The organism is Brevibacterium sp. BDJS002, from assembly GCF_028201555.1.
GTDB lineage: Bacteria > Actinomycetota > Actinomycetes > Actinomycetales > Brevibacteriaceae > Brevibacterium > Brevibacterium aurantiacum.
This window is the reverse complement of the sequence record NZ_CP116392.1, coordinates 2,209,014-2,228,398: the sequence shown is the minus strand read 5'-3', so window position 1 is coordinate 2,228,398 and position 19,385 is coordinate 2,209,014. Positions and strand designations below refer to the sequence as shown.

General features: G+C 63.2%; 18 protein-coding genes. 14 read left to right on the top strand and 4 right to left on the bottom strand.

Features of this window, described 5'->3' with window-relative positions; all coding sequences use genetic code 11:
* Positions 1–28 precede the first annotated feature (28 nt).
* From dop to PGC08_RS10425, 7 genes are all read left to right on the top strand, one after another.
* On the top strand, positions 29–1,570 hold the full coding sequence (gene dop, locus PGC08_RS10455) for a depupylase/deamidase Dop (RefSeq protein ID WP_271708397.1): 1,542 nt from the start codon (positions 29–31) through the stop codon (positions 1,568–1,570).
* Positions 1,567–1,758, top strand: a complete 192-nt coding sequence (locus PGC08_RS10450) for a ubiquitin-like protein Pup (protein ID WP_009881295.1) — start codon at positions 1,567–1,569, stop codon at positions 1,756–1,758. The genes dop and PGC08_RS10450 overlap by 4 nt, the downstream gene beginning before the upstream one ends.
* Before the next feature lies 1 nt (position 1,759).
* The gene (prcB, locus tag PGC08_RS10445) at positions 1,760–2,560 is read left to right on the top strand and encodes a proteasome subunit beta (RefSeq protein ID WP_009881294.1); all 801 of its coding nucleotides are present in this window, start codon (positions 1,760–1,762) and stop codon (positions 2,558–2,560) included.
* Complete coding sequence (gene prcA / locus PGC08_RS10440) at positions 2,557–3,252, top strand: proteasome subunit alpha (RefSeq protein WP_096145570.1); 696 nt, start codon at positions 2,557–2,559, stop codon at positions 3,250–3,252. The genes prcB and prcA overlap by 4 nt, the downstream gene beginning before the upstream one ends.
* A complete protein-coding gene (pafA, locus tag PGC08_RS10435; RefSeq protein ID WP_096161968.1) occupies positions 3,252–4,655 on the top strand; it encodes a Pup--protein ligase in 1,404 nt (467 codons plus the stop codon). The genes prcA and pafA overlap by 1 nt, the downstream gene beginning before the upstream one ends.
* Positions 4,656–4,691: 36 nt before the next feature.
* Entirely contained in the window at positions 4,692–5,648 is a 957-nt protein-coding gene (locus PGC08_RS10430; RefSeq protein WP_236850408.1) for an FKBP-type peptidyl-prolyl cis-trans isomerase, read from the top strand.
* 61 nt (positions 5,649–5,709) lie between these two features.
* Positions 5,710–6,084, top strand: a complete 375-nt coding sequence (locus tag PGC08_RS10425) for an FKBP-type peptidyl-prolyl cis-trans isomerase (protein WP_009881290.1) — start codon at positions 5,710–5,712, stop codon at positions 6,082–6,084.
* A 63-nt stretch (positions 6,085–6,147) separates the two neighbouring features.
* Here PGC08_RS10425 and PGC08_RS10420 read toward each other — a convergent pair whose 3' ends face one another.
* Positions 6,148–7,272: a DUF3866 family protein gene (locus PGC08_RS10420; RefSeq protein ID WP_069600201.1), complete on the bottom strand. Its 1,125-nt coding sequence runs from the start codon at positions 7,270–7,272 to the stop codon at positions 6,148–6,150.
* A gap of 40 nt (positions 7,273–7,312) precedes the next feature.
* On the opposite strand from PGC08_RS10420, the gene PGC08_RS10415 reads away from it, so the two are divergent.
* The 5 genes from PGC08_RS10415 to PGC08_RS10395 all read left to right on the top strand — a co-directional run bounded on the left by PGC08_RS10415 (position 7,313) and on the right by PGC08_RS10395 (position 13,142).
* Positions 7,313–8,335: a helix-turn-helix transcriptional regulator gene (locus PGC08_RS10415; protein ID WP_236850405.1), complete on the top strand. Its 1,023-nt coding sequence runs from the start codon at positions 7,313–7,315 to the stop codon at positions 8,333–8,335.
* Positions 8,319–9,206: a WYL domain-containing protein gene (locus PGC08_RS10410; protein WP_271708396.1), complete on the top strand. Its 888-nt coding sequence runs from the start codon at positions 8,319–8,321 to the stop codon at positions 9,204–9,206. The genes PGC08_RS10415 and PGC08_RS10410 overlap by 17 nt, the downstream gene beginning before the upstream one ends.
* A 99-nt stretch (positions 9,207–9,305) precedes the next feature.
* Positions 9,306–9,587, top strand: coding sequence for a Sec-independent protein translocase subunit TatA (tatA, locus tag PGC08_RS10405; RefSeq protein ID WP_009881286.1), 282 nt, complete (start codon positions 9,306–9,308; stop codon positions 9,585–9,587).
* Positions 9,584–10,411, top strand: a complete 828-nt coding sequence (gene tatC, locus PGC08_RS10400) for a twin-arginine translocase subunit TatC (protein ID WP_307722867.1) — start codon at positions 9,584–9,586, stop codon at positions 10,409–10,411. The genes tatA and tatC overlap by 4 nt, the downstream gene beginning before the upstream one ends.
* Before the next feature lie 7 nt (positions 10,412–10,418).
* A complete protein-coding gene (locus PGC08_RS10395) occupies positions 10,419–13,142 on the top strand; it encodes a DEAD/DEAH box helicase (protein WP_271708395.1) in 2,724 nt (907 codons plus the stop codon).
* Between the two features lie 85 nt (positions 13,143–13,227).
* On the opposite strand, the gene secA2 is transcribed toward PGC08_RS10395, so the two are convergent.
* The 3 genes from secA2 to PGC08_RS10380 all read right to left on the bottom strand — a co-directional run bounded on the left by secA2 (position 13,228) and on the right by PGC08_RS10380 (position 17,266).
* Positions 13,228–15,489: an accessory Sec system translocase SecA2 gene (gene secA2 / locus PGC08_RS10390; protein ID WP_271708394.1), complete on the bottom strand. Its 2,262-nt coding sequence runs from the start codon at positions 15,487–15,489 to the stop codon at positions 13,228–13,230.
* Positions 15,490–15,531: 42 nt separating this feature from the next.
* On the bottom strand, positions 15,532–16,038 hold the full coding sequence (locus tag PGC08_RS10385; RefSeq protein WP_271710064.1) for an exonuclease domain-containing protein: 507 nt from the start codon (positions 16,036–16,038) through the stop codon (positions 15,532–15,534).
* Positions 16,039–16,129: 91 nt separating this feature from the next.
* Positions 16,130–17,266, bottom strand: a complete 1,137-nt coding sequence (locus PGC08_RS10380) for a 5'-3' exonuclease (RefSeq protein ID WP_271708393.1) — start codon at positions 17,264–17,266, stop codon at positions 16,130–16,132.
* Between the two features lie 87 nt (positions 17,267–17,353).
* On the opposite strand from PGC08_RS10380, the gene PGC08_RS10375 reads away from it, so the two are divergent.
* Both PGC08_RS10375 and PGC08_RS10370 read left to right on the top strand, forming a co-directional pair.
* On the top strand, positions 17,354–18,307 hold the full coding sequence (locus PGC08_RS10375) for a metal-dependent hydrolase (protein ID WP_271708392.1): 954 nt from the start codon (positions 17,354–17,356) through the stop codon (positions 18,305–18,307).
* 283 nt (positions 18,308–18,590) lie between these two features.
* A complete protein-coding gene (locus PGC08_RS10370) occupies positions 18,591–19,364 on the top strand; it encodes a polyprenol monophosphomannose synthase (RefSeq protein WP_009881280.1) in 774 nt (257 codons plus the stop codon).
* Positions 19,365–19,385: the final 21 nt, after the last annotated feature.

The window sequence follows — 19,385 nt, the reverse complement described above, 5'->3', positions numbered from 1 at the left end:
CCGAGTCTAAACGTTAGAGGGAGTTCAGATGCTCAGTGTCCACCGCGTGATGGGGTCCGAGACCGAGTTCGGGCTGAGCCAGCCGGGCAATCCGGGCGCGAACCCGATGCGTGACTCGGCGCGTGTCGTCGACGCCTATGCGGGACAGCGCGGGCTGAAGTCGTCCCAGAACTTCTGGGACTTCGCCACGGAATCCCCTCTGGCCGACGCCCGCGGATTCTTCATGAACGTCGCCGACGCCGATATCTCCCAGCTCACCCACATGCCCCAAGAATCGGTGGAAGCACAGTACCTGGCCAACGTGGTGACTGAGAACGGTGCTCGCTACTACGTGGACCATGCTCACCCCGAATACTCCTCGCCGGAGGTGCTGACTCCGCGCGATCTCGTCACCTACGATCGGGCCGGAGACCTCGTGGCCCTGGCCTCGGTGCGCACTCTCGCGGCCACAGACGAACCCGTGAACCTCTACAAGAACAACACCGACTCGAAGGGTTCGTCCTACGGCACCCACGAGAACTACCTCGTCGACCGGGCAGTGGACTTCGACGACCTCGTCGCGGGCCTGATTCCCTTCTTCGTCAGCAGGCAGATTCTCTGCGGATCCGGTCGTGTGGGCATCGGGCGCGAAGGCGAGACCGCAGGGTTCCAGATCTCATCTCGTGCCGACTTCTTCGAAGCCGAAGTGGGGTTGGAGACCACCCTGCGCAGGCCGATTGTGAATACGCGCGATGAACCCCACGCCGATCCGGCCAAATACCGTCGACTGCACGTCATCATCGGTGATGCCACGATGGCCGAACCCGCCACCCTGGTCAGGTTCGGATCCACCTCGCTTGTCCTCGGACTCATCGAAGCCGGACTCGCCCCCACTCTCGAACTCGCCGACCCGATGCAGGCACTGTGGGATGTCAGCCATGACCTCGAACTCAGCACCGAGCTGCCCATGTCCGACGGCACAACGATGACAGCCCTCGAGATCCAGAACGCGTACCTCTCCGCCTGCCTCGAACACGCTGGTGATGACGCCGACACCAGCGAGGTCCTCGCTGAATGGAAACGACTCTTAGATGGTCTGAGCACAGACCCGCGCAGCCTCTCGGATTCCATCGACTGGGTTGCGAAATGGGTGCTGCTCGAAGGCTACCGGCAGAAGGAGAACCTCGACTGGGATCACCCGAAGCTGGCTCTCATCGACGTTCAGTACCACGATGTGCGGCCGGAGAAGGGTCTGTTCTACAAGCTCGAGAAGGCCGGGCGGATCCGACGCCTGACGACCGATGATGAGGTGGAGAAGGCGGTGACTTCAGCACCCGACGGGACTCGCGCTTACCTCAGATCCCTGGCCGTGACCCGATTCTCGCAATCGCTGGTCGCAGCGAGTTGGGACTCGCTCGTCCTCGACGCCGGAGACTACGGGATCGTGCGTCTGCCGATGAGCGAACCGCTGAAGGGCACCCGCGAACTCCTGGCCGAGCGACTGGCCGAAGTGCCCGATGCGCAGGCACTGCTGCAGGCGCTGGGAGTGGATAGACTGAAAACGACGAACGATGAAAGAGGTGCGAAATGAGTTCGCAGGAACAGGTGCAGAAGGATCATTCGGCCGGCGGGGGAGAAGCACCCGTCGATCCGCCGGAGGCCGTGCAGGGACAGATCAACACCCAGAACGTGGATTCGATCCTCGACGAGATCGACGGAGTCCTCGAAACGAATGCAGAGGAGTTCGTGCGCAACTTCGTCCAGAAGGGCGGCCAATGAGATGTCGGGGTTCTCTCCTGCATTTCTGAGCTCGACGAGCAACTCGTTCGTCGAACTCGCCCGTGCCGTGGCCCCAGAGGCGCTGCCGACCACGGCCGGGCATGATCTGGGACATCAGGTCCCTGAGGGCACGACCATCATCTGCTTCCGCACCGCCGCGGGAATCCTCATGGCCGGTGACCGGCGCGCGACGATCGGAAGCATGATCGCCTCCCACTCCATGGAGAAGGTGCGCCCGGCCGATGACTTCTCGGTCATCGGCATCGCCGGGACTGCCGGACTTGCCCTCGACCTCATCCGCCTCTACCAACTCGAACTCGAACACTACGAGAAGATCGAAGGCGCCCGCCTGTCCTTGGCCGGCAAGGCGAACCGATTGGCATCGATGCTGCGCGGCAACCTCAGCCTGGCCATGCAGGGACTGTCCGTGGTTCCGCTCTTCGCTGGAGTCGACGAGGCCACTCCTGCCGGACAGATCTTCAGCTTCGACGTCACCGGCGGCAAATACGAAGAGCACCGATTCCATTCGATCGGCTCCGGATCCGGCTACGCTCGCGGGGCGCTGAAGAAGCTGTGGCAGCCCGGTCTCGAATTCGACGCGGCGATCTCGGTCGCCGTTGAAGCACTCTTCGATGCCTCCGACGACGATTCCGCCACCGGCGGCCCCGACTTCGTCAGACAGATCGCCCCGACCATCTTCACCGTCGACCTGGAAAACGGCGTCGTCGAGGTCCCCTCCGCCGACGTGATGTCGGTTGCCGCCGAGGTCGTAGACCGTCGGACCAGGAAGGCCCAGTCATGAGCCAGGCACCGTTCTACGTCTCACCGGAACAGCTGATGAAGGACCGGGCCGACTTCGCCCGCAAGGGCATCGCCCGAGGACGGTCCGTGGTGGTTCTGCGCTACGACGAAGGCATCCTCCTGCTCGCGGAGAACCCCTCACCGACGCTGCATAAGATCGCCGAGATCTACGACCGCATCGGCTTCGCTGCCGTGGGGAAGTACAACGAGTTCGAGACGATGCGCCAAGCCGGGGTGCGCTACGCCGACCTGCGCGGATACTCCTACCACCGCAGCGATGTCACCGCTCGGGGCCTGACGAACGCCTACGCACAGACCCTGGCCGGGGTCTTCACCACAGAGTCGAAGCCCTTCGAAGTCGAACTCGTCGTCGCCGAACTCGGCCTGACCGCCGACACAGATCAGCTCTACCGCCTCAGCTACGACGGCTCGGTGATGGATGAGACCGAGCACGTGGCCATCGGCGGGCAGGCCGATGCGATCACCGCAACACTGAAGGACCTGAGGACCTCGGTGATGCCGCTGAGCGAGGTCTTCGACCATGGTGTTCGCGCACTCGCCACCGCCACCTCTGGGACCTTGGCGACCAAGGATCTCGAAGCAGCGGTGCTTGATCGCAACGCCAGCGGACACCGCACATTCAAACGACTCAGCGACGCCCTGATGGTCTCGCTGCGGGAAGACGAGGACTGATGGCCAGAATCTACGGCCTCGAAACCGAATACGGTCTCGCTCACTCGGCAGGAGAGGGCGATCGACGGATCGGCCCGGAGGAGATCGCACGCTACCTGTTCCGACCCGTTGTCGAGTGGGGACGCTCCTCGAACGTGTTCCTGCCCAACGGTTCGCGGCTCTACCTTGATGTGGGATCCCATCCCGAATACGCCACCGCGGAATGCGACAAGCTCAGCGACCTCCTCACCCAGGACCGGGCAGGGGAGTCACTGATGATCGATCTGCTGAATCAGGCCCAGGCGAGTATCGAAGCAGATGGCCTCGGCGGCAGAATCCACATGGTCAAGAACAATACGGACGCGGCCGGGAACTCGTACGGCTCGCACGAGAACTTCCTCATCCGCCGCAACCTCGATTTCAACCGTCTCACCACGGTGCTGTTGCCGTTCCTCGTGTCCAGGCAGCTGTTGGTGGGGGCCGGGGCCATCATTCCCGCACAGTCCTCGTTCCAACCCGATGTCGAGGCCAACCAGTCGGAGATGATGTTCGGACTCTCGGCACGTTCGGATGTGATGTGGGAGGGACTGTCCTCGGCCACAACCCGATCACGCCCGATCATCAACGCCCGGGACGAGCCCCATGCCGACGCGGAGAAGTACCGCCGGCTGCACGTCATCGTCGGTGACTCCTCGATGTCGACAGCCACCTCGGCGCTCAAGATCGGGTCCGCCGTGCTCATGCTCGACCTCATCGAACAGGGAGCACGGATCCCCGAACACGGCCTGCGCCACCCCGTCCGCGACATCCGTCTCGTCGCCAGGGACCTCACAGGGTCGGTCAAACTCGAACGCACCGACGGGACGACGATCACCCCGCTGAATCTGCTCGCCGACTATCGAGACCGGGCTCGCGTCATCGTCGACAACGGCGACCACAGCCTCGGCGACGATGGCATGGCCGAATACGTCATCGACCTGTGGACCAGAATGCTTGAGGCAGTCGAGTCTCAGGACTTCTCCGCCGTTGACCACGAGATCGATTGGGTGATGAAGAAGACCCTCATCGATCGAGCCCTGGCCCGGGGCATCGATGACGTCACGGATGCCCGCATCTCCCGCCTCGACATCGCCTATCACGACATCACACCCGAAACCGGCCTGTTTCCGAAGCTGGAGCGGACGGGGATGGCGAAGAACCTGGTCTCCGCCGAGGCACGGGAGAAGGCGAAGGACATTCCGCCGACGAGCACACGAGCAGCGATCCGCGGCGAATTCGTCCGTGCCGCTCATGCCGCACGCCGCGACTACACGGTCGACTGGGTGCATCTGCGACTCAACGACGAATCCGGTCGGGCCGTGGCACTGAAGAACCCCTTCGAGCCCACACACCCACAGGCCGAAGCTCTCATCGCGGGCCTGTAAGATCTCAGTGATCTGGTCTTGAACGAAAGGAACCACGTGCGCACAAAAGTGCTCGCCGTCATCGCGGCCGCCACACTGCTGCTGTCCGCCTGCGGGCAGGGCGAGGAGGCGGAGGACACTGCAAGTGCCCCGGCTTCCGTCTCGGCCGAAGACGCGAAGTCGACCAGCCTCGACGACGTCACCGTCAAGGGCAAGGTCGGGGAGAAGCCGAAGGTCAGCTTCGAGGCACCCCTGGTCGTCGACAAGACCGGGAAGTCGGTCATCAGCGAAGGCAAGGGTGACAAGGTCGCCGACGGCGAACAGGTCACCGCGCAGATGACCCTGATCTCGGGCACGACCGGGAAACAGATCGAGTCGAGCTACGACTCGAAGTCACCGGCCGGGTTCCCCATGGACAAGAGCCAGATCTCCGAGGATCTGTACAACGCGCTTTTGGACGCGAAGGTCGGGTCGCGTGTGCTCATGTCGCTCAACGGCAGCGCACAGGAGGGTCAGCCCGCTGAGACGCTCGTCTACGTCATCGACATCGAGAAGACCACGAAGCCGCTGACTCGCGCCGAAGGCAAGAAGATCGACCAGTCGAAGAACCCCGTGACCGTCAAGTGGGCAGACAACGGTGAACCCTCGATCTCGAAGCCCAAGGGCAAGGCCCCGAAGGAACTCGAGTCGTACACCACGATCGAGGGCGAGGGACCGAAGGTCAAAGAGGGCCAGAACGTGGCCGTGCACTACTCCGGTTGGCTCTGGGACGACAATTCGAAGTACTTCGACTCGAGCTGGCAGGATGGTCGTGGACCCTTCGCCGTCGACCCAGTCGGTCAGGCTCAGGTCATCGACGGATGGAACGAAGGTCTCGTCGGTGCGAAGGTCGGCAGCCAGATCGTCCTCGTCATTCCGCCCGACAAAGGATATGGAGAGCAGGGCAGCCCGCCGAGCATTCCCGGCAACGCCACCCTCGTGTTCGTCATCGACGTCCTCTCCGCTCAGGGCTGAGACTCAGTTCGCGAAGAACTGGGTCCCTGAACGCCACAGAACCACGACATAAGGAGACACCATGAGCAAGCAGAAACCAGTCGTCGAATTCCCCGGAACAGAGGCTCCGACCGAACTCGTCATCGTTGATGACATCATCGGTGACGGCGCCGAGGCGGCTCCCGGTCATACCGTGAGCGTGAACTACGTCGGCATCGCCCATTCAACCGGTGAAGAGTTCGACGCCTCCTATAACCGCGGGACCCCGCTCGAGTTCCGTCTCGGATCCGGCATGGTCATCTCCGGCTGGGATCAGGGAATCCAAGGCATGAAGGTCGGCGGTCGGCGTACGCTGCAGATCCCACCGCACCTGGCCTACGGCGATCAGGGTGCAGGCGGCGTCATCAAGCCCGGCGAATCACTGATCTTCGTCTGCGATCTCGAAGGCGTCCGCTGAGACACTGAAAACTGATGAGCTCTCCTCAGCCCTGGGGCTGAGGAGAGTGTGGCCGCCGCGGCTTCAGAGCTCGGCGGCCAGCCTGCCCGCCGCGGCGGCAGCGAGAAACGCTGCCGCATCGGCGGGCAGCTTTCGTCCCATCGTCGACAGAGCCACCGGTGAGGACTTGAGCCCGGACCACAGTCCCTCCAGGCTCACGTCGACCTGATTGTGCATGTGCAGCATCGGCAGCTGTGCCGCTGCGACCTCGGCCACGACGGCGGGGTCGGTGTCCATCTCTCGACGGTCCGCCTCGGCGAGGGTGGAGAAGTCCGGGACCGGAATCGTCATTCCGGGGCGGGCGATCTCTGCCAGAGAGGTCAGCGAATGGTGGGAGACGCCGAAGTGTCTGCCCCGAGCATCGGCATTGGACATCCGGAGGACACCTACCGGGGTCCCGCCCAGCAGGGCAGCGGCATTGAGGTGCTCGCCGGTGACCAGACCCGAATAGCCGTATTTGGTGCCGGTGCCCAGGTTCCCCGGACCCTGCGCGACGATGGTGATATCGGCGCCCAGAACATGTTTGGCGGCCAGCAGTCCGGTGTGAATGGTCACAGCTTCGAGATCGGCACCCCAGGATTGGCCGGTGCTGATCGTTCCGTGCAGCCAACCGGCGTCCTTGAGCCCGGCGGCGGCTTGGGAGAAGCTGGCGGGCAGTGCCGCACCGTCGCTGAGGACATAGGCGATCCGTGCCTCGGGCCGCACCGTCCGGATGCCGGCGATGATGGCAGGCAGCGCCGAATGCAGGTCCGCAGCGAGCACCGGCATGTCGTGCAGCGTCTCTTCGCTGGCGAGGGTCTCGTGGTGCTCCGATTCCTGATCGTCGACGCCGAGGACCATCGTCTGCAGAGGGGAGTAGCGGTCCTTGACCAGATGCCCCGGCCCCTCCGGCGGGTCGGCCGGAAGCGCATCGGGCAGGGCGATGACGAGACCGAAACCACCGGTGCCCAGACGTTTGGCCAGAGCCGAGACGTTGAGCAGGACCGTGTCTCCGACCTGCGGATGCCCGATCGCCTCGGTGTACGCCACGGCCTTGATGTGTGTGATCGTCGTGCCTGGCAGCGCCTGGTCAATATCGGCCTCGACCTCTGTGTATCCTGGCCGGGTGGAGCGAATCGTGGTCACGGTTCCTCTGCGCCAATGAATCATGGTCCTAAGACTATCGCCCGCATTAGGTTACGGTGGAATTGTGAATGCACCCCGCGCCAGTCGACAGAGGCAGCAGACCGAGCGTCTGATGAACCTGCTGATCGCTCTGAGAGCCGCCCGCGGATGGGTCTCCAGGAAGACCCTGATGAGTGCCATCGACGGCTACGCAGGCCTTGACGACATCGCCTTCGACCGCAAGTTCTCCCGTGACAAGGAGCTGTTGCGGCATATGGGGATCACGATCGCCACCCGAGCCGAACACGATGCCTATTCGGATACCGGGGAGACGGGTTACCGGATCTCCGCCGATGACTATGCCATGGACGACGTTGAGCTCACCCCTGCCGAAGCGGCGGCGGTAGCCGTGGCGGCACAGTTCTGGTCCGATACCGAACTCGGCGAGTCCAGTTCTCAGGCCCTGACGAAGCTTCGTGCCCTTGGCATCGACCTCACCGAGGCAGGACCAGGTCGTGTCGAAGCCAACCAGGGTCCTGCCGCACGCAAGCTCGGCAGCGTGAACTTCGCCACCGCCCTCCACCACATCAACGCACGGGAGGCCATCAGCTTCAAATATCACAAACCAGGTCAGAGCCCCCGCAAGGTCAAGCTCGAACCCTATGCGCTGCTCAGCCGCGGTGACCGTGTCTACCTCCTCGGCCACGACATCGACCGTGGTGCTCAGCGCACCTTCCGGCTCTCCCGGGTCGAGGGCAAGCTGACGAAGCTCGGCGGCCGCGACCCCGGTGACTACGAGATTCCCGCTGACTTCGCACCCCACGTGGCCTTGAACTCGAGCACGGAGATGGCTGTCGTCGCCGAGGCGAAGCTGCGCATCCGTGCCCACCGTGCCGACCCGCTGGTCCGGCGACAGGTCCGCACCGAGGACGATGCCATCATCGTCGAATTCACCGATGCGGCCTCACTTGCCGCGGAGATCGTGAGCTTCGGAACAGCAGTCGTCGTGCTTGAGCCTGCGGAACTGGTCCAGGCTGTCGACGATCGTCGGCACACGGTCAGGGAGTCCCTCAAACGACTCGGAGGTCGCAATGTCCTCAGCGCGTGAACGACTCACCCGGCTGCTGAGCCTGGTGCCCTATCTCGATGCCCATCCGGGAGCAGATCTCGAGGAGACCGCCGGATATTTCAACATCGACTCGGACACCCTCATCGATGACCTGCAGCTCCTCTTCGTCACCGGTCGGCCCGGGCACATGCCCGATGATCTCATCGATGCCAGCTGGGAAGGCGGGAAGATCTACATCTCCAACGCCGAGGAGGTCTCCGTCCCGGTCCGCCTCAGTGCGGAGGAGGCAGGGGTTCTCGTCCTGGCTCTCGAACTCATCGATACGCTGCCGGGTCTCGACACTCAGGCAGTGCGGACGGCGGCAGAGAAACTCAGGCTGGCGGCGGGGGAGAACCTGCACACCCCGGTCGAGGTCAGTCAGATCCCCGCTGATGAGGAGCTCATGACCTTCCTTAAGCAGGCCATCGACGACGAGGCCGCGGTCGAGATCGACTACTACGTCGCTTCCCGAGACGAACTCACTCGGCGGATCGTTGCCCCCAGCCGGCTCGTCCCCGGCGCAGACTGGTACCTGGATGCCTGGTGCTACAGCGCCCAGGCTCCGCGGCGCTTCGCCCTGAGCAGCATCCGCTCCTGGAACTCCGCTGTTCATCCTCCACTGGGCGTCGGCGATCAGCAGTCGAGTGCGCATGAGGTCACCATGACACTGGCCCCGGATGGAGCATGGCTCGCGGATGAACTCGAGTTGAGTGAGCGTGAATACTTCGCCAACGGTGAGCCAAGTGTGCGGATTCGATTCCTTGTGCACTCCGTCGACTGGTTGAGTCGTTTCCTGCTGTGCCATGCCGACGTCATCACCGACATCGACGACAGCGACGCGGTGGAAGCCGCGCTGCAGCGCCTGGGCTGAGCCCGGTCTTCGCGTTCCCGCCCTGCCGTGCGGCGAGGATGAAAGGCACAGCCACAGAGCGTAGAATCTTTCACAGCAGACAACAGTCAAGGAGTCCCCATGAAACCGAGTTTCGTGCAGATCGCGATCGTGATCCTCATCATCGTGATCATTTTCGGCGCACCCAAGCTGCCGGCGCTGGCCAGAAGCCTTGGTCAGTCGATGAAGATCTTCAAATCCGAGGTCAAGGATCTCCGTGATGACGACGAGCCCAAGAAGACGGAACCGGGCGAACTCAACCGCGAAGCGACCGAAAACGACACCTCGACAACCGCCGAGGCTGCTCGAAAGCCTGAGCAGCCTGCGAAGGAAAAGCAGGATCCGCAGTCTCACGAGAAGTGAAAGAGCACAACAACCGGCGTTCGGCTTCGGCACGTAGGAAGAATCCCGAACGGAAGATGCCCGTCGTCGGGCATCTCATCGAACTCCGCAACCGCAGCCTTGTCGCGGCGATCGCAATCGCCCTCGGAGCCGTCGCCGGATGGTTCCTCTACGACCCGGTCCTCGACATCCTGCAGGAGCCGATCCGCAGCATCCGAGCCTCGGGGGACCGGACCGCGGAGATCAACTTCGCCGGAGTCGCCTCCCCGTTCGACCTGAAGATCAAACTGTCGTTCTTCATCGGCATCTTCCTGTCCTGTCCGATCTGGCTCTACGAGGTCTGGGCGTTCATCGTTCCGGGGTTGACGAAGAAGGAGAAGCTGTACTCCGTCGGCTTCCTCGGCGCAGCCATTCCGCTGTTCCTCGCGGGCTCGACCATGGCCTTCTTCGCCCTTCCCAACGCCGTCAAAGCACTGACGTCCTTCACGCCGGCAGGCGGCACCAACATCATCCCCGCCCAGGACTACCTGAGCTTTGTGATGGTCATCATCGTGGTCTTCGGACTCGCATTCGTCCTGCCGGTACTCATGGTCGGACTCAACATGTTGGGTATCCTCTCAGCCGTCAGGATCCAGAAGTCCTGGCGGGTGATTGTGATGATCGTGTTCCTGTTCGCCGCCATCGCCACCCCCACCCCCGACGCCATGTCGATGTTCTTCCTGGTCATCCCGATGCTTACGCTGTTTGCTGTGGCATGGGTGATCTGCCTGTTCAGCGACCGGAGACGCAAGAGACGACTCATCGCCCAGGGCCTGTGGGTCGACCCCGACGAACCGATTGACTGAGAGAGCCATGACTGAATCCGAGAGCCCGATCCAATCCTCAGCCGAGACCGAGACGTTGAGCCCCTCGGCGGCCTATGCCGACTACAAGGACCGGACGAAGAAGGCCCAGACTCCTTTAGGGCGGTTCTCGGCCAGAATGGAATTCGAGCTCGACGACTTCCAGCTTGAGGCCTGCGCCCAACTGCAGGACGGCAAAGACGTCCTCGTGACCGCCCCCACCGGAGCGGGTAAGACTCTGATCGCGGAATTCGCTGTGGAGCTGGCCAGAGACGAAGGCAAACGGGTCTTCTACACGACCCCGATCAAGGCGCTGAGCAATCAGAAGTTCAATGACCTGATGGACGTCCACGGCGTGGAGAACGTCGGTCTGCTCACCGGCGACACCTCGATCCGGCGTGACGCGCCGATCATCGTCATGACCACCGAGGTCCTGCGCAACATGCTCTACAACAATGTCGCTGGGCTCTCTGATCTCGGTTTCGTCGTCCTCGACGAGGTTCACTACCTGGCCGACCGTTTCCGTGGTCCCGTGTGGGAAGAAGTGATCATCCATCTGCCGGACCGGGTGCAGATGGTGTCGCTGTCGGCAACGGTGTCCAACGTCGAGGAATTCGGTGCCTGGCTGAGCGAGGTACGCGGACCCACCACCGTCGTCTCCACCTCCCACCGGCCCGTGCCGCTGGTCAACCATGTCCTCGTCGGCCACCGCATGTACGATCTGTTCACCCACCACGACTCCGACCGAATCGATCCTGCGCTCAATCATGCGACTCGGACCCACGGCGGGCCCCGTTCCAAGCGTGAACGAGCCACTAGGGCCCGTTTCCGCAGGCCCAGCCGCACCCAGGTCGTGTCCTCTCTGGCAGAGGCCGGAATGCTGCCGGCGATCATGTTCATCTTCTCGCGCAATGCCTGTGACGAAGCGGTCGAACAGTATCTGAGCTCGGGCTTCGACCTGAACTCACGTGAAGAGAAGGTCATCGTCAACGCCGCACTCGAAAAGCTGCGCGATGAACTGGCCAGCGAGGATCTGGGCATCCTCGGGTTCCATTCGTTCCGCGAAGGTCTTCTCCTGGGAGTCGCCGCCCACCATGCGGGAATGATCCCGCAGTTCAAACAGCTCGTCGAGGAGCTGTTCTCCCAAGGAATCATCAAGGTCGTCTTCGCCACGGAGACCCTGGCATTGGGCATCAACATGCCTGCCCGCACCGTGGTTCTTGAGAAGCTGGTGAAGTTCAACGGAGAGGCCCACGTCTCGATCACGCCGGGGGAGTACACCCAGCTGACCGGACGCGCAGGGCGCCGCGGCATCGACCAGATCGGCCATGCCGTAGTCATCTGGCATCCCAGCTTCGAAGTCAACGAGATCGCTGGGCTGGCATCCAACCGCTCCTATGCACTCAATTCTGCGTTCGGACCCACCTACAACATGACAGCCAACCTGCTGTCCCGGATGAGCTCCGCCGAGGCTGCGAAGGTCCTGGAGACCTCGTTCGCACAGTTCCAGGCGGACAAGGCCGTCGTGGGGTTGGCGAAGAAGGTGCGCAAGAACGAGGCCACGATCGCGGCCTATGAGAAGTCGATGAAGTGCGATCTGGGCGATTTCGCTGAGTACGCGCGATTGCGGCAGGCCATCAGCGATACCGAGAAGCAGGAGACTCGCACGAAGTCGAAGAATCGGCAGCGTGAGATCGTCGAGTCCCTGACCGCTCTCAAGATCGGCGATGTCGTCACCCTGCCGACGAAGCGAGTCGAAGGCGCAGCGGTCATCATCGCACCCATGAGCTCCCGGGATGGGGGTTCCAGACTGCCGACAGTGTTGACCGAACAGGGCAAAGTCTGGCACCTGCGGCCCCACGAGGTGACCGCGCCGCTGCCAGCCCAGGGTCGAGTTCGAGTGCCGAAGAAGTTCAACCACCGCCAGGCAGGGGACCGCCGGCAGCTGCTGGGCATCCTCAACGACGCCATCCACGAGGGTAAGGTCGATCACGAGGCACATTGGGAGTCCAAACCAGGTTCCCCGGGTGTGAGCTCGAGCGTGACGGAGATGACCGCGCAGCTGCGTGCCCATCCCTGTCATGACTGCCCCGACCGTGAGATGCACGCCAGGTGGGCCAACCGAGCGGCCAAACTGGTCAAGGAGAACGATTCGCTCATCGCTCGCATCGAAGGCAGGACGACCTCGATCGCCCTCGTCTTCGAACGTGTTCAGGATGTGCTGCGCACCCTCGGCTTCGATCCCGAGCAGTCCGATATGCTGCGCCGCATCTACGGGGAACGAGACCTGCTCGTGGCACTGACCATCCGAGCCGGGCTGTGGGACAACCTCGTCGAACCTGAACTCGCAGCATTCGCATCGTGCTTCGTCTTCCAGTCACGGCGCGCCGACACACTCCATTCGGAGCGCGCACCCAGCCGCGATCTCAAGGTCAACGGCGACGAAGCGGTGACGATGTGGCGCAAGCTCTTCCAATTGGAGGAGCAGCACGCGCTGTCGACGACTCAGGAACCCGACCGGGGCCTGTTCAAACCGATGTACCGCTGGACCGAAGGCAAGAACCTCGCCGATTCCCTGCGCGGCACCGACATCGCCGCTGGCGACTTCGTCCGGTGGGCCAAACAGAGCCTTGACCTCCTCGGTCAGGTCGCCGAGGTGGCCGAACCGGAGACCGCTGTGCGCATCCGGCGGACCATCGAAGCCATCCGTCGCGGAGTCGTCGCAGACTCCTGACAGGTGGTCTGCCAGGGGTGACAGCTGGTCTGCCTGCGGCAGTGACCGCCGGGCCCTCCCTGAAACGGGGTGGCCCGGCGACTGCTCAGCGCTTGACCTTCTTGACGATGTTCTCGATGTCGGAGCCGAATGCGCTCTCCGTGGTCAGGTAGGTCCATGTCGACGACGGACGTTTGAGCCCGTGCGAGGCCAGGTCGATACCCGTATCAGTGAACTCTGCCTCTTCGACAGTCGATGCGGAATCGTCGATGACATCGGACCAGAAGGTGGAGAACACGCGGATCGATTCCGTGTTGAATGCCTCGTGCGGCTTCTCACGGGCGAAGGTGCGCAGATGAATGCCCTCACGCAGGTCGTTGAGGAAGGCAAGGTGATCGACCCAACGTGCGTCGAGATGGAAGAGCATGACCTCGCGCAGCGTCTCATCGACGAGCTCCTGAGGATGGTCTTCGGCCAATTTCTCGGCCACATCCCCGAGGCGGGTCTTGAGTTCGTCGATAGCCTCATCATCGACACGCAGCTCCCTGCGCCGGGCGAGGACGAGATCGCGCTGCTTGGCCATGAGCTCATTGAACTTCCACGTGTCGCGATGCAGTGCCGTGTTCTGACCTTCAGCGATACGCTGCGCGTGTTCGACGAGGCTCAGCGCGCGCTTGGACTCGATCCGACCGGTCTCATCTCCCTCGGAGACGAAGCGTTGGATCTCGGGCACACGAGTCAGCAGCTCGTCCTCGAGGCTGGTGAAGAACACCGAGGTTCCCGGGTCACCCTGACGACCTGCACGACCGCGCAGCTGGTCATCAAGCCGTGACGACAGGTAACGACCGGCACCGATGACCAGCAGGCCACCAGCCTCGGCGACGCTGTCATCGGCCAACCGAATGTCGGTGCCGCGTCCAGCCATCTGAGTTGAGACGGTGACGGCACCAGGGGCACCAGCGGCGGCGATGACCTCAGCCTCGAGTGAGTCATCCTTGGCGTTGAGGACCGTGACCTCGATGCCGCGTTCGACCAGTCGCTCGGCCAGGGATTCGCTCTCTGCCACCGATGAGGTTCCGATGAGCACCGGACGGTCCTTGGCATGGTTCTCAGCGACCTCCTCGACGATCGCGCGTTCCTTCGACTCCTGATAGGTGTAGAGGCGGTCGGGTTCGTCATGGCGGATGACAGGCAGGTGGGTGTCGACGGGAACGATCTCAAGGTTGTAGAACTCACGCAGGTCATCTCCGACTGCCAGCGCGGTGCCCGTCATTCCGCAGACGGTTTCGTAACCGTGGATGAGTTCCTCGACGGTCATCTGGTCGAGGATCTCTCCGCTTTCGGTGGTGCCGACGCCTTCCTTGGCCTCAACTGCGGCCTGGAGTCCGTCGGGCCAGCGCTGCAGCTCGGCGACGCGCCCGCGGGAGGCCGAGATGAGTTTCACTCTTCCATCGACGACAAGGTAGTCGACATCGCGTTTGACCAGGGACTTGGCATACAGGGCGAGGTTGACTGCTGCGAGGTCGGACGCGTCTTCGTCGAAGAGCTCGACACCGAGTTCGGTCTCGACTCGGGTGATGCCTGCATCTGTGAGAGACACAGCTTGGTGATCCGGGCTGATTTCGTAGTCGACATCTGGCTCGAGTTTCTCGGCGAGTGCTGCGATCGCAGCGTTGGCATCTTCAACACTGGCCGAGCCGGCGAGGACGAGTGGGACACGCGCCTCGTCGATGAGCACGGAGTCGGCCTCATCGACGATGACGACATCGCGGTCCGGGACACGGATCTGGTCATCGTCGGTGACGAATCGGTCGCGGAGGACGTCGAATCCGACCTCGGTGACGGAGGCGTAGAGAACCTCAGCGCCATAGGCCTCACGGCGTTCGGTCTCACTTTGGGTCCCGGAGATCGACGCCGACTTCACACCCAGGAGGTCGAAGAGCGGCTTCATCCAGGTCCGGTCGCGGACTGCGAGGTAGTCGTTGACGCTGACGACGTGGACGCGACGTCCCTGCAGGGCGTATCCAGCGGCGGCGAGAGCGCCGACGAGGGTCTTACCCTCACCGGTGGCCATCTGCACGATATTCGCCTGCAGGAGCCCGACGAGACCCTTGATCTGCGTGTCATAGGCACGTTCGTCCAGGGACCGTTCGGCAGCTTCACGGGCCAGCGCGCAGTAGCGGACGAGGTTGTCCTGGGCAGAGCCGGAGGTGAAGATGTCGGCAGCTGCCTCGGTCAGGCCGCTGTCATCGAGCTCCGCGTATTCACGACTCGCGGCCGCCATATCGTCGGCGGCCTTGTCGAACCATCCCGTTGCTTTGTCGGCCTGGGCGCCGGGTCGGTTGAGCAGTCGTGAGAAGAAACCCATTATCGTCCTTTGTCGAGTGATGGTCGCAGTTGATTCTATCGTTCAGGCCATGGGCCAGGAGCCATCGACGACGGCTTCGGCGTTGCCTTTTCTACGCAGCCAAGATTGCAGGTCAGCGGCCTGATCGCGTTTCCATTCGCCTTGTGCGGCCATGATTTCGTCCCGGGTGAGCTGGGCAATTTCCTCCGAGCTCTGTGCCAACGCTCGGGAAATGTCCAGGGCGGCCAGCGCGTCTGCAGCGGCATCATGGGCATCGAGCAGAGAAACCTTCCACCGCTTGGCTGTCTCGGTCAGGGTCCTCTTGCCGCGGCGGAACTGCTCGACCTTCTTGTCGAGGACGAAGGTGTCGACGATCGTCGGCAGCAGGGCCGCGAGACCGATGTGGGGCTGGTGGCGTTTGACCTCGGCGGACATGACGCTGAGGTCGTAGACGATGTTGTGGCCCACGACCACGGCACCTTCCGCTTTGAGATCGGCGAGGACCGTGCAGAGCTCGGCAACCACCTCGGCGACCGGTGCTCCGTTGGCTTGGGCGAACTCGGTGGTGATTCCATGAACGGCCCGGGCGGTTCGGGAATCTCGACTCCGGGATCGGCCAGCCAGGTCCGGGCGTTGTCGGCGGATTCGACGAAGGCCGCAGTCACGATGCGTGCAGTCGCCGGGTCGACGCCGGTCGTCTCGAGGTCGAAGCCGACGAGTCGCGACTGTGACCAGGCCTCGGCCGAGACCGATCCCGGACTCTGCGAGGCGCGAGACTTCGCAGGAGAGACTGAGGCGGCTGCGGATCCTGATGCGGGCCCGGACCCTGCCCCTGCGGCTGTCGTGCTGGTAGGCACGGCGCCGGCTGTGTGGTTCCGCTCTGGTCGTTGCCTCGGCCGGCATCGCCGAGTGCGGCGATGAGGTTGTCGACAGAACGACGAATGTTCTGGCCGTGGGCCGCAGCCTCAACCGCAGTACGATCGCATTCGCCGGGGACCGATTCGAGATCGAGCCCATGGGCGACATCGGTCAGACAGCGCATGACCTCGATGGTCTTATGCAGCGTCTCCTCTTCCTCGATGAGGGTGGCGGCTCGTTTGGGGCTGAGACCTCCGGTCTTCACCCCGGCCTTGGCTGCCTTGATGATCGATTCGAGGGAACCGAAGTTCGCCAGCAGCGTCGCTGCGGTCTTCTCTCCGATCCCCGGTGCTCCCGGCAATCCGTCCGAGGGGTCTCCGCGCATCGCGGCGAGCTCACGGTACCTGGTGCCATCGGGGACTCCGTAGGCCTCGGGCAGGTCGGCCTGGGAGATGGCCTCCCACTCTCCGCCCTTGCGGGGACGCAGCACGCTCACATCGGAGGCAGCATCGATGAGGGCAAGCAGATCACGGTCGGGGGAGACGATGACCACGGGTGTCTGCGACTGGGCGGCCATGGTCGCGATCACGTCGTCGGCTTCGGTGCCGTCAACCTCGGCGATGGGGATGCCTGCGGCACGGAGGACATCGGTCATGATCGGCAGCTGCGCGTCCAATTCGGGTGGGATCTCCGTGCCTGCCTCGGCGTCCTTGACTCGGGCGGCCTTGTACTCGGGCATGATCGCGGTGCGGAATGCCGGGCGCCAGTCGGCGTCCATGGTCGCCACGACTCGAGGGGAGTCGAAGCGACGGATCATCTGCGCAATCGCATCGAGAACGCCGCGCACGGCATTGACCGGCTGACCTTCGTCGTTGACGATCGAGTCGGGAACCGAATAGAAGGCACGGTAGTACAGGGCAGGCGTGTCAATCAGAACCAAGGGCTTCACACTCGATGACGATACCCGACACCCCTGACGCGAGTGCAACGTCGCCCACAGCAGAGGTGTAACCTGTCGGCTGTGACTATGTACTTTGGTGGAGATGTTTACAGCAGCGTCGACCCGTTTGCGACTGCCCTGGGCTCGAAGGACGGAAAGGTCTCGTTCATCGGCTCCGACGAAGCTGCGCTTGCAGCGGACCCCGATGCGATCAACCTCGACGGGGATTTCCTGACCCCAGGCTTCGTCCATGCAGGACTGGTTCTGGGTGGCGGTGGTCCCGATGGGAATCGACTCGTCGAATCCGGATACACGCACGCGCACATCCTTGGCAGCGCCGAGGATGTGGAGGATTTCCAGGCTCGCGCACCGAAGGGCCTGCGGATCGTCGCCTACCCCGAGATCGGGTCCGACGACGCTGGCAGCGCCGACCAGGTCGAGGGCCGGGCGAGCATCGCCGCGGGCGACTTCCTCGGCCTCGACGAGATGCCCGAGACCGCGCTGTACATCCAGGTCGAGTCGAACCAGCGCCTGGGCGAGGTCCTTGACCGCGTGCGCGGACAGGCAGCACTGGCCCAGCGCAACGGCTATCGCCTGCTGTTGGATTTCAGTGTCGAAGAGGAGTTCGTCACTCCTTTGGGCTACTCCGGCATCGCGATCACTCTCGATCCGGCACAGCCCCAACCTCTGGCGCAGCTGCTCTCGGCAGGTGCTCAGGTGTCGTGGACCGACTCACAGGATTCCCCGTGGGCGACGATGCGCTCGGCAGTCGTCGGGGAGAACGGAATCGGTGCACGCGCAGCATTCAACGCGGCCACCCGATTCGCTCACCGCGCCGCCGGCAATCCCGATGGGGGAGTCCTTGCCCCGGGCGCGGATGCGGATTTCGTGCGGTGGCAGGTGGAACGACTCGTCGTTCAGGTTGCAGACGCACGTGTGGCGGCGTGGAGCACAGACCCCCGCTCGGGTACTCCCGGACTGCCGGAGCTTTCCTCTGACGTTGCACTGCCGACCCGCATTCCGCTCGGCGAGGACGTCTAGAAGCAGCCGCTTGTGTGAGTCGAGTCACGACTCATCGAAGGCAAGACGACACGCCGAGGAAGATCTATTTTCTTCATTCTGTCTTGCGTCTGACCTGGAGATTTGAACATAACCCCAGGTCAGAGCGATTTTGCAAAGACGCTGAGAGCCACTAGATTCGTTGTTGACATTCCACAGCAGCTGGGATGGAGCCGGCACCCCCGTCATTAGATAACTCGTTGCTCAACGTGGTCCGAAGGCGAGGGTGTCGGCTCATATTTTCTCTGCCGCGACGCGTATCGTAGTGGCCGTGGTTTCTAAGACTCTGGTCGTCATTCCGACCTACAACGAACGACTCGCTCTGCCCGTGACGCTGTCGGGGCTGTTTGAGAACCAGCCCGACGTCGATGTTCTCGTCGTCGACGACGGTTCACCTGACGGCACCGGCGAATGGGTAGATGAACAGGCGCGAACCGACCCACGCCTGCACGTCCTGCACCGCAGTGAGAAGTCCGGTTTGGGAATGGCCTACATCGCCGGGTTCGAATGGGCGCTGGAACGCGACTACGAGATCATCTGCGAATTCGACGCCGACGGATCCCACCGCCCCCTTGACCTCGGGCAGCTGCTGGCCGTCGCTCAGGCCGGGCACGCCGACCTCGTCATCGGCTCACGCTGGGTTCGCGGCGGGGCGATCGTGGATTGGCCACGCTCACGCTTCTTCCTCTCCCGCGGAGCCAATATCTACGTCAACGCGGTCATGGGCCTCGGCGTCAAAGACGCGACAGCAGGGTTCCGTGCGTATTCGCGAGAAGTACTGCAGAACCTCGATCTCTCCGAGGTGCAGTCTCAGGGCTACTGCTTCCAGATCGACATGACCTACCGCACCGTCGAAGCCGGATTCCGCGTGGCCGAGGTCCCCATCGTCTTCGTCGAACGCGAGCTGGGGGAGTCGAAGATGAGCGGATCGATCATCTCCGAGGCATTCACCAAGGTCGCCGGATGGGGACTGACCCGGCGCCGACGTCAGGCTCGGGGCCTGCTTGAGCGTCTGACAACACGCAGTCGAACTGCGTGAGGTGATTCCCGGCAGTTTCGG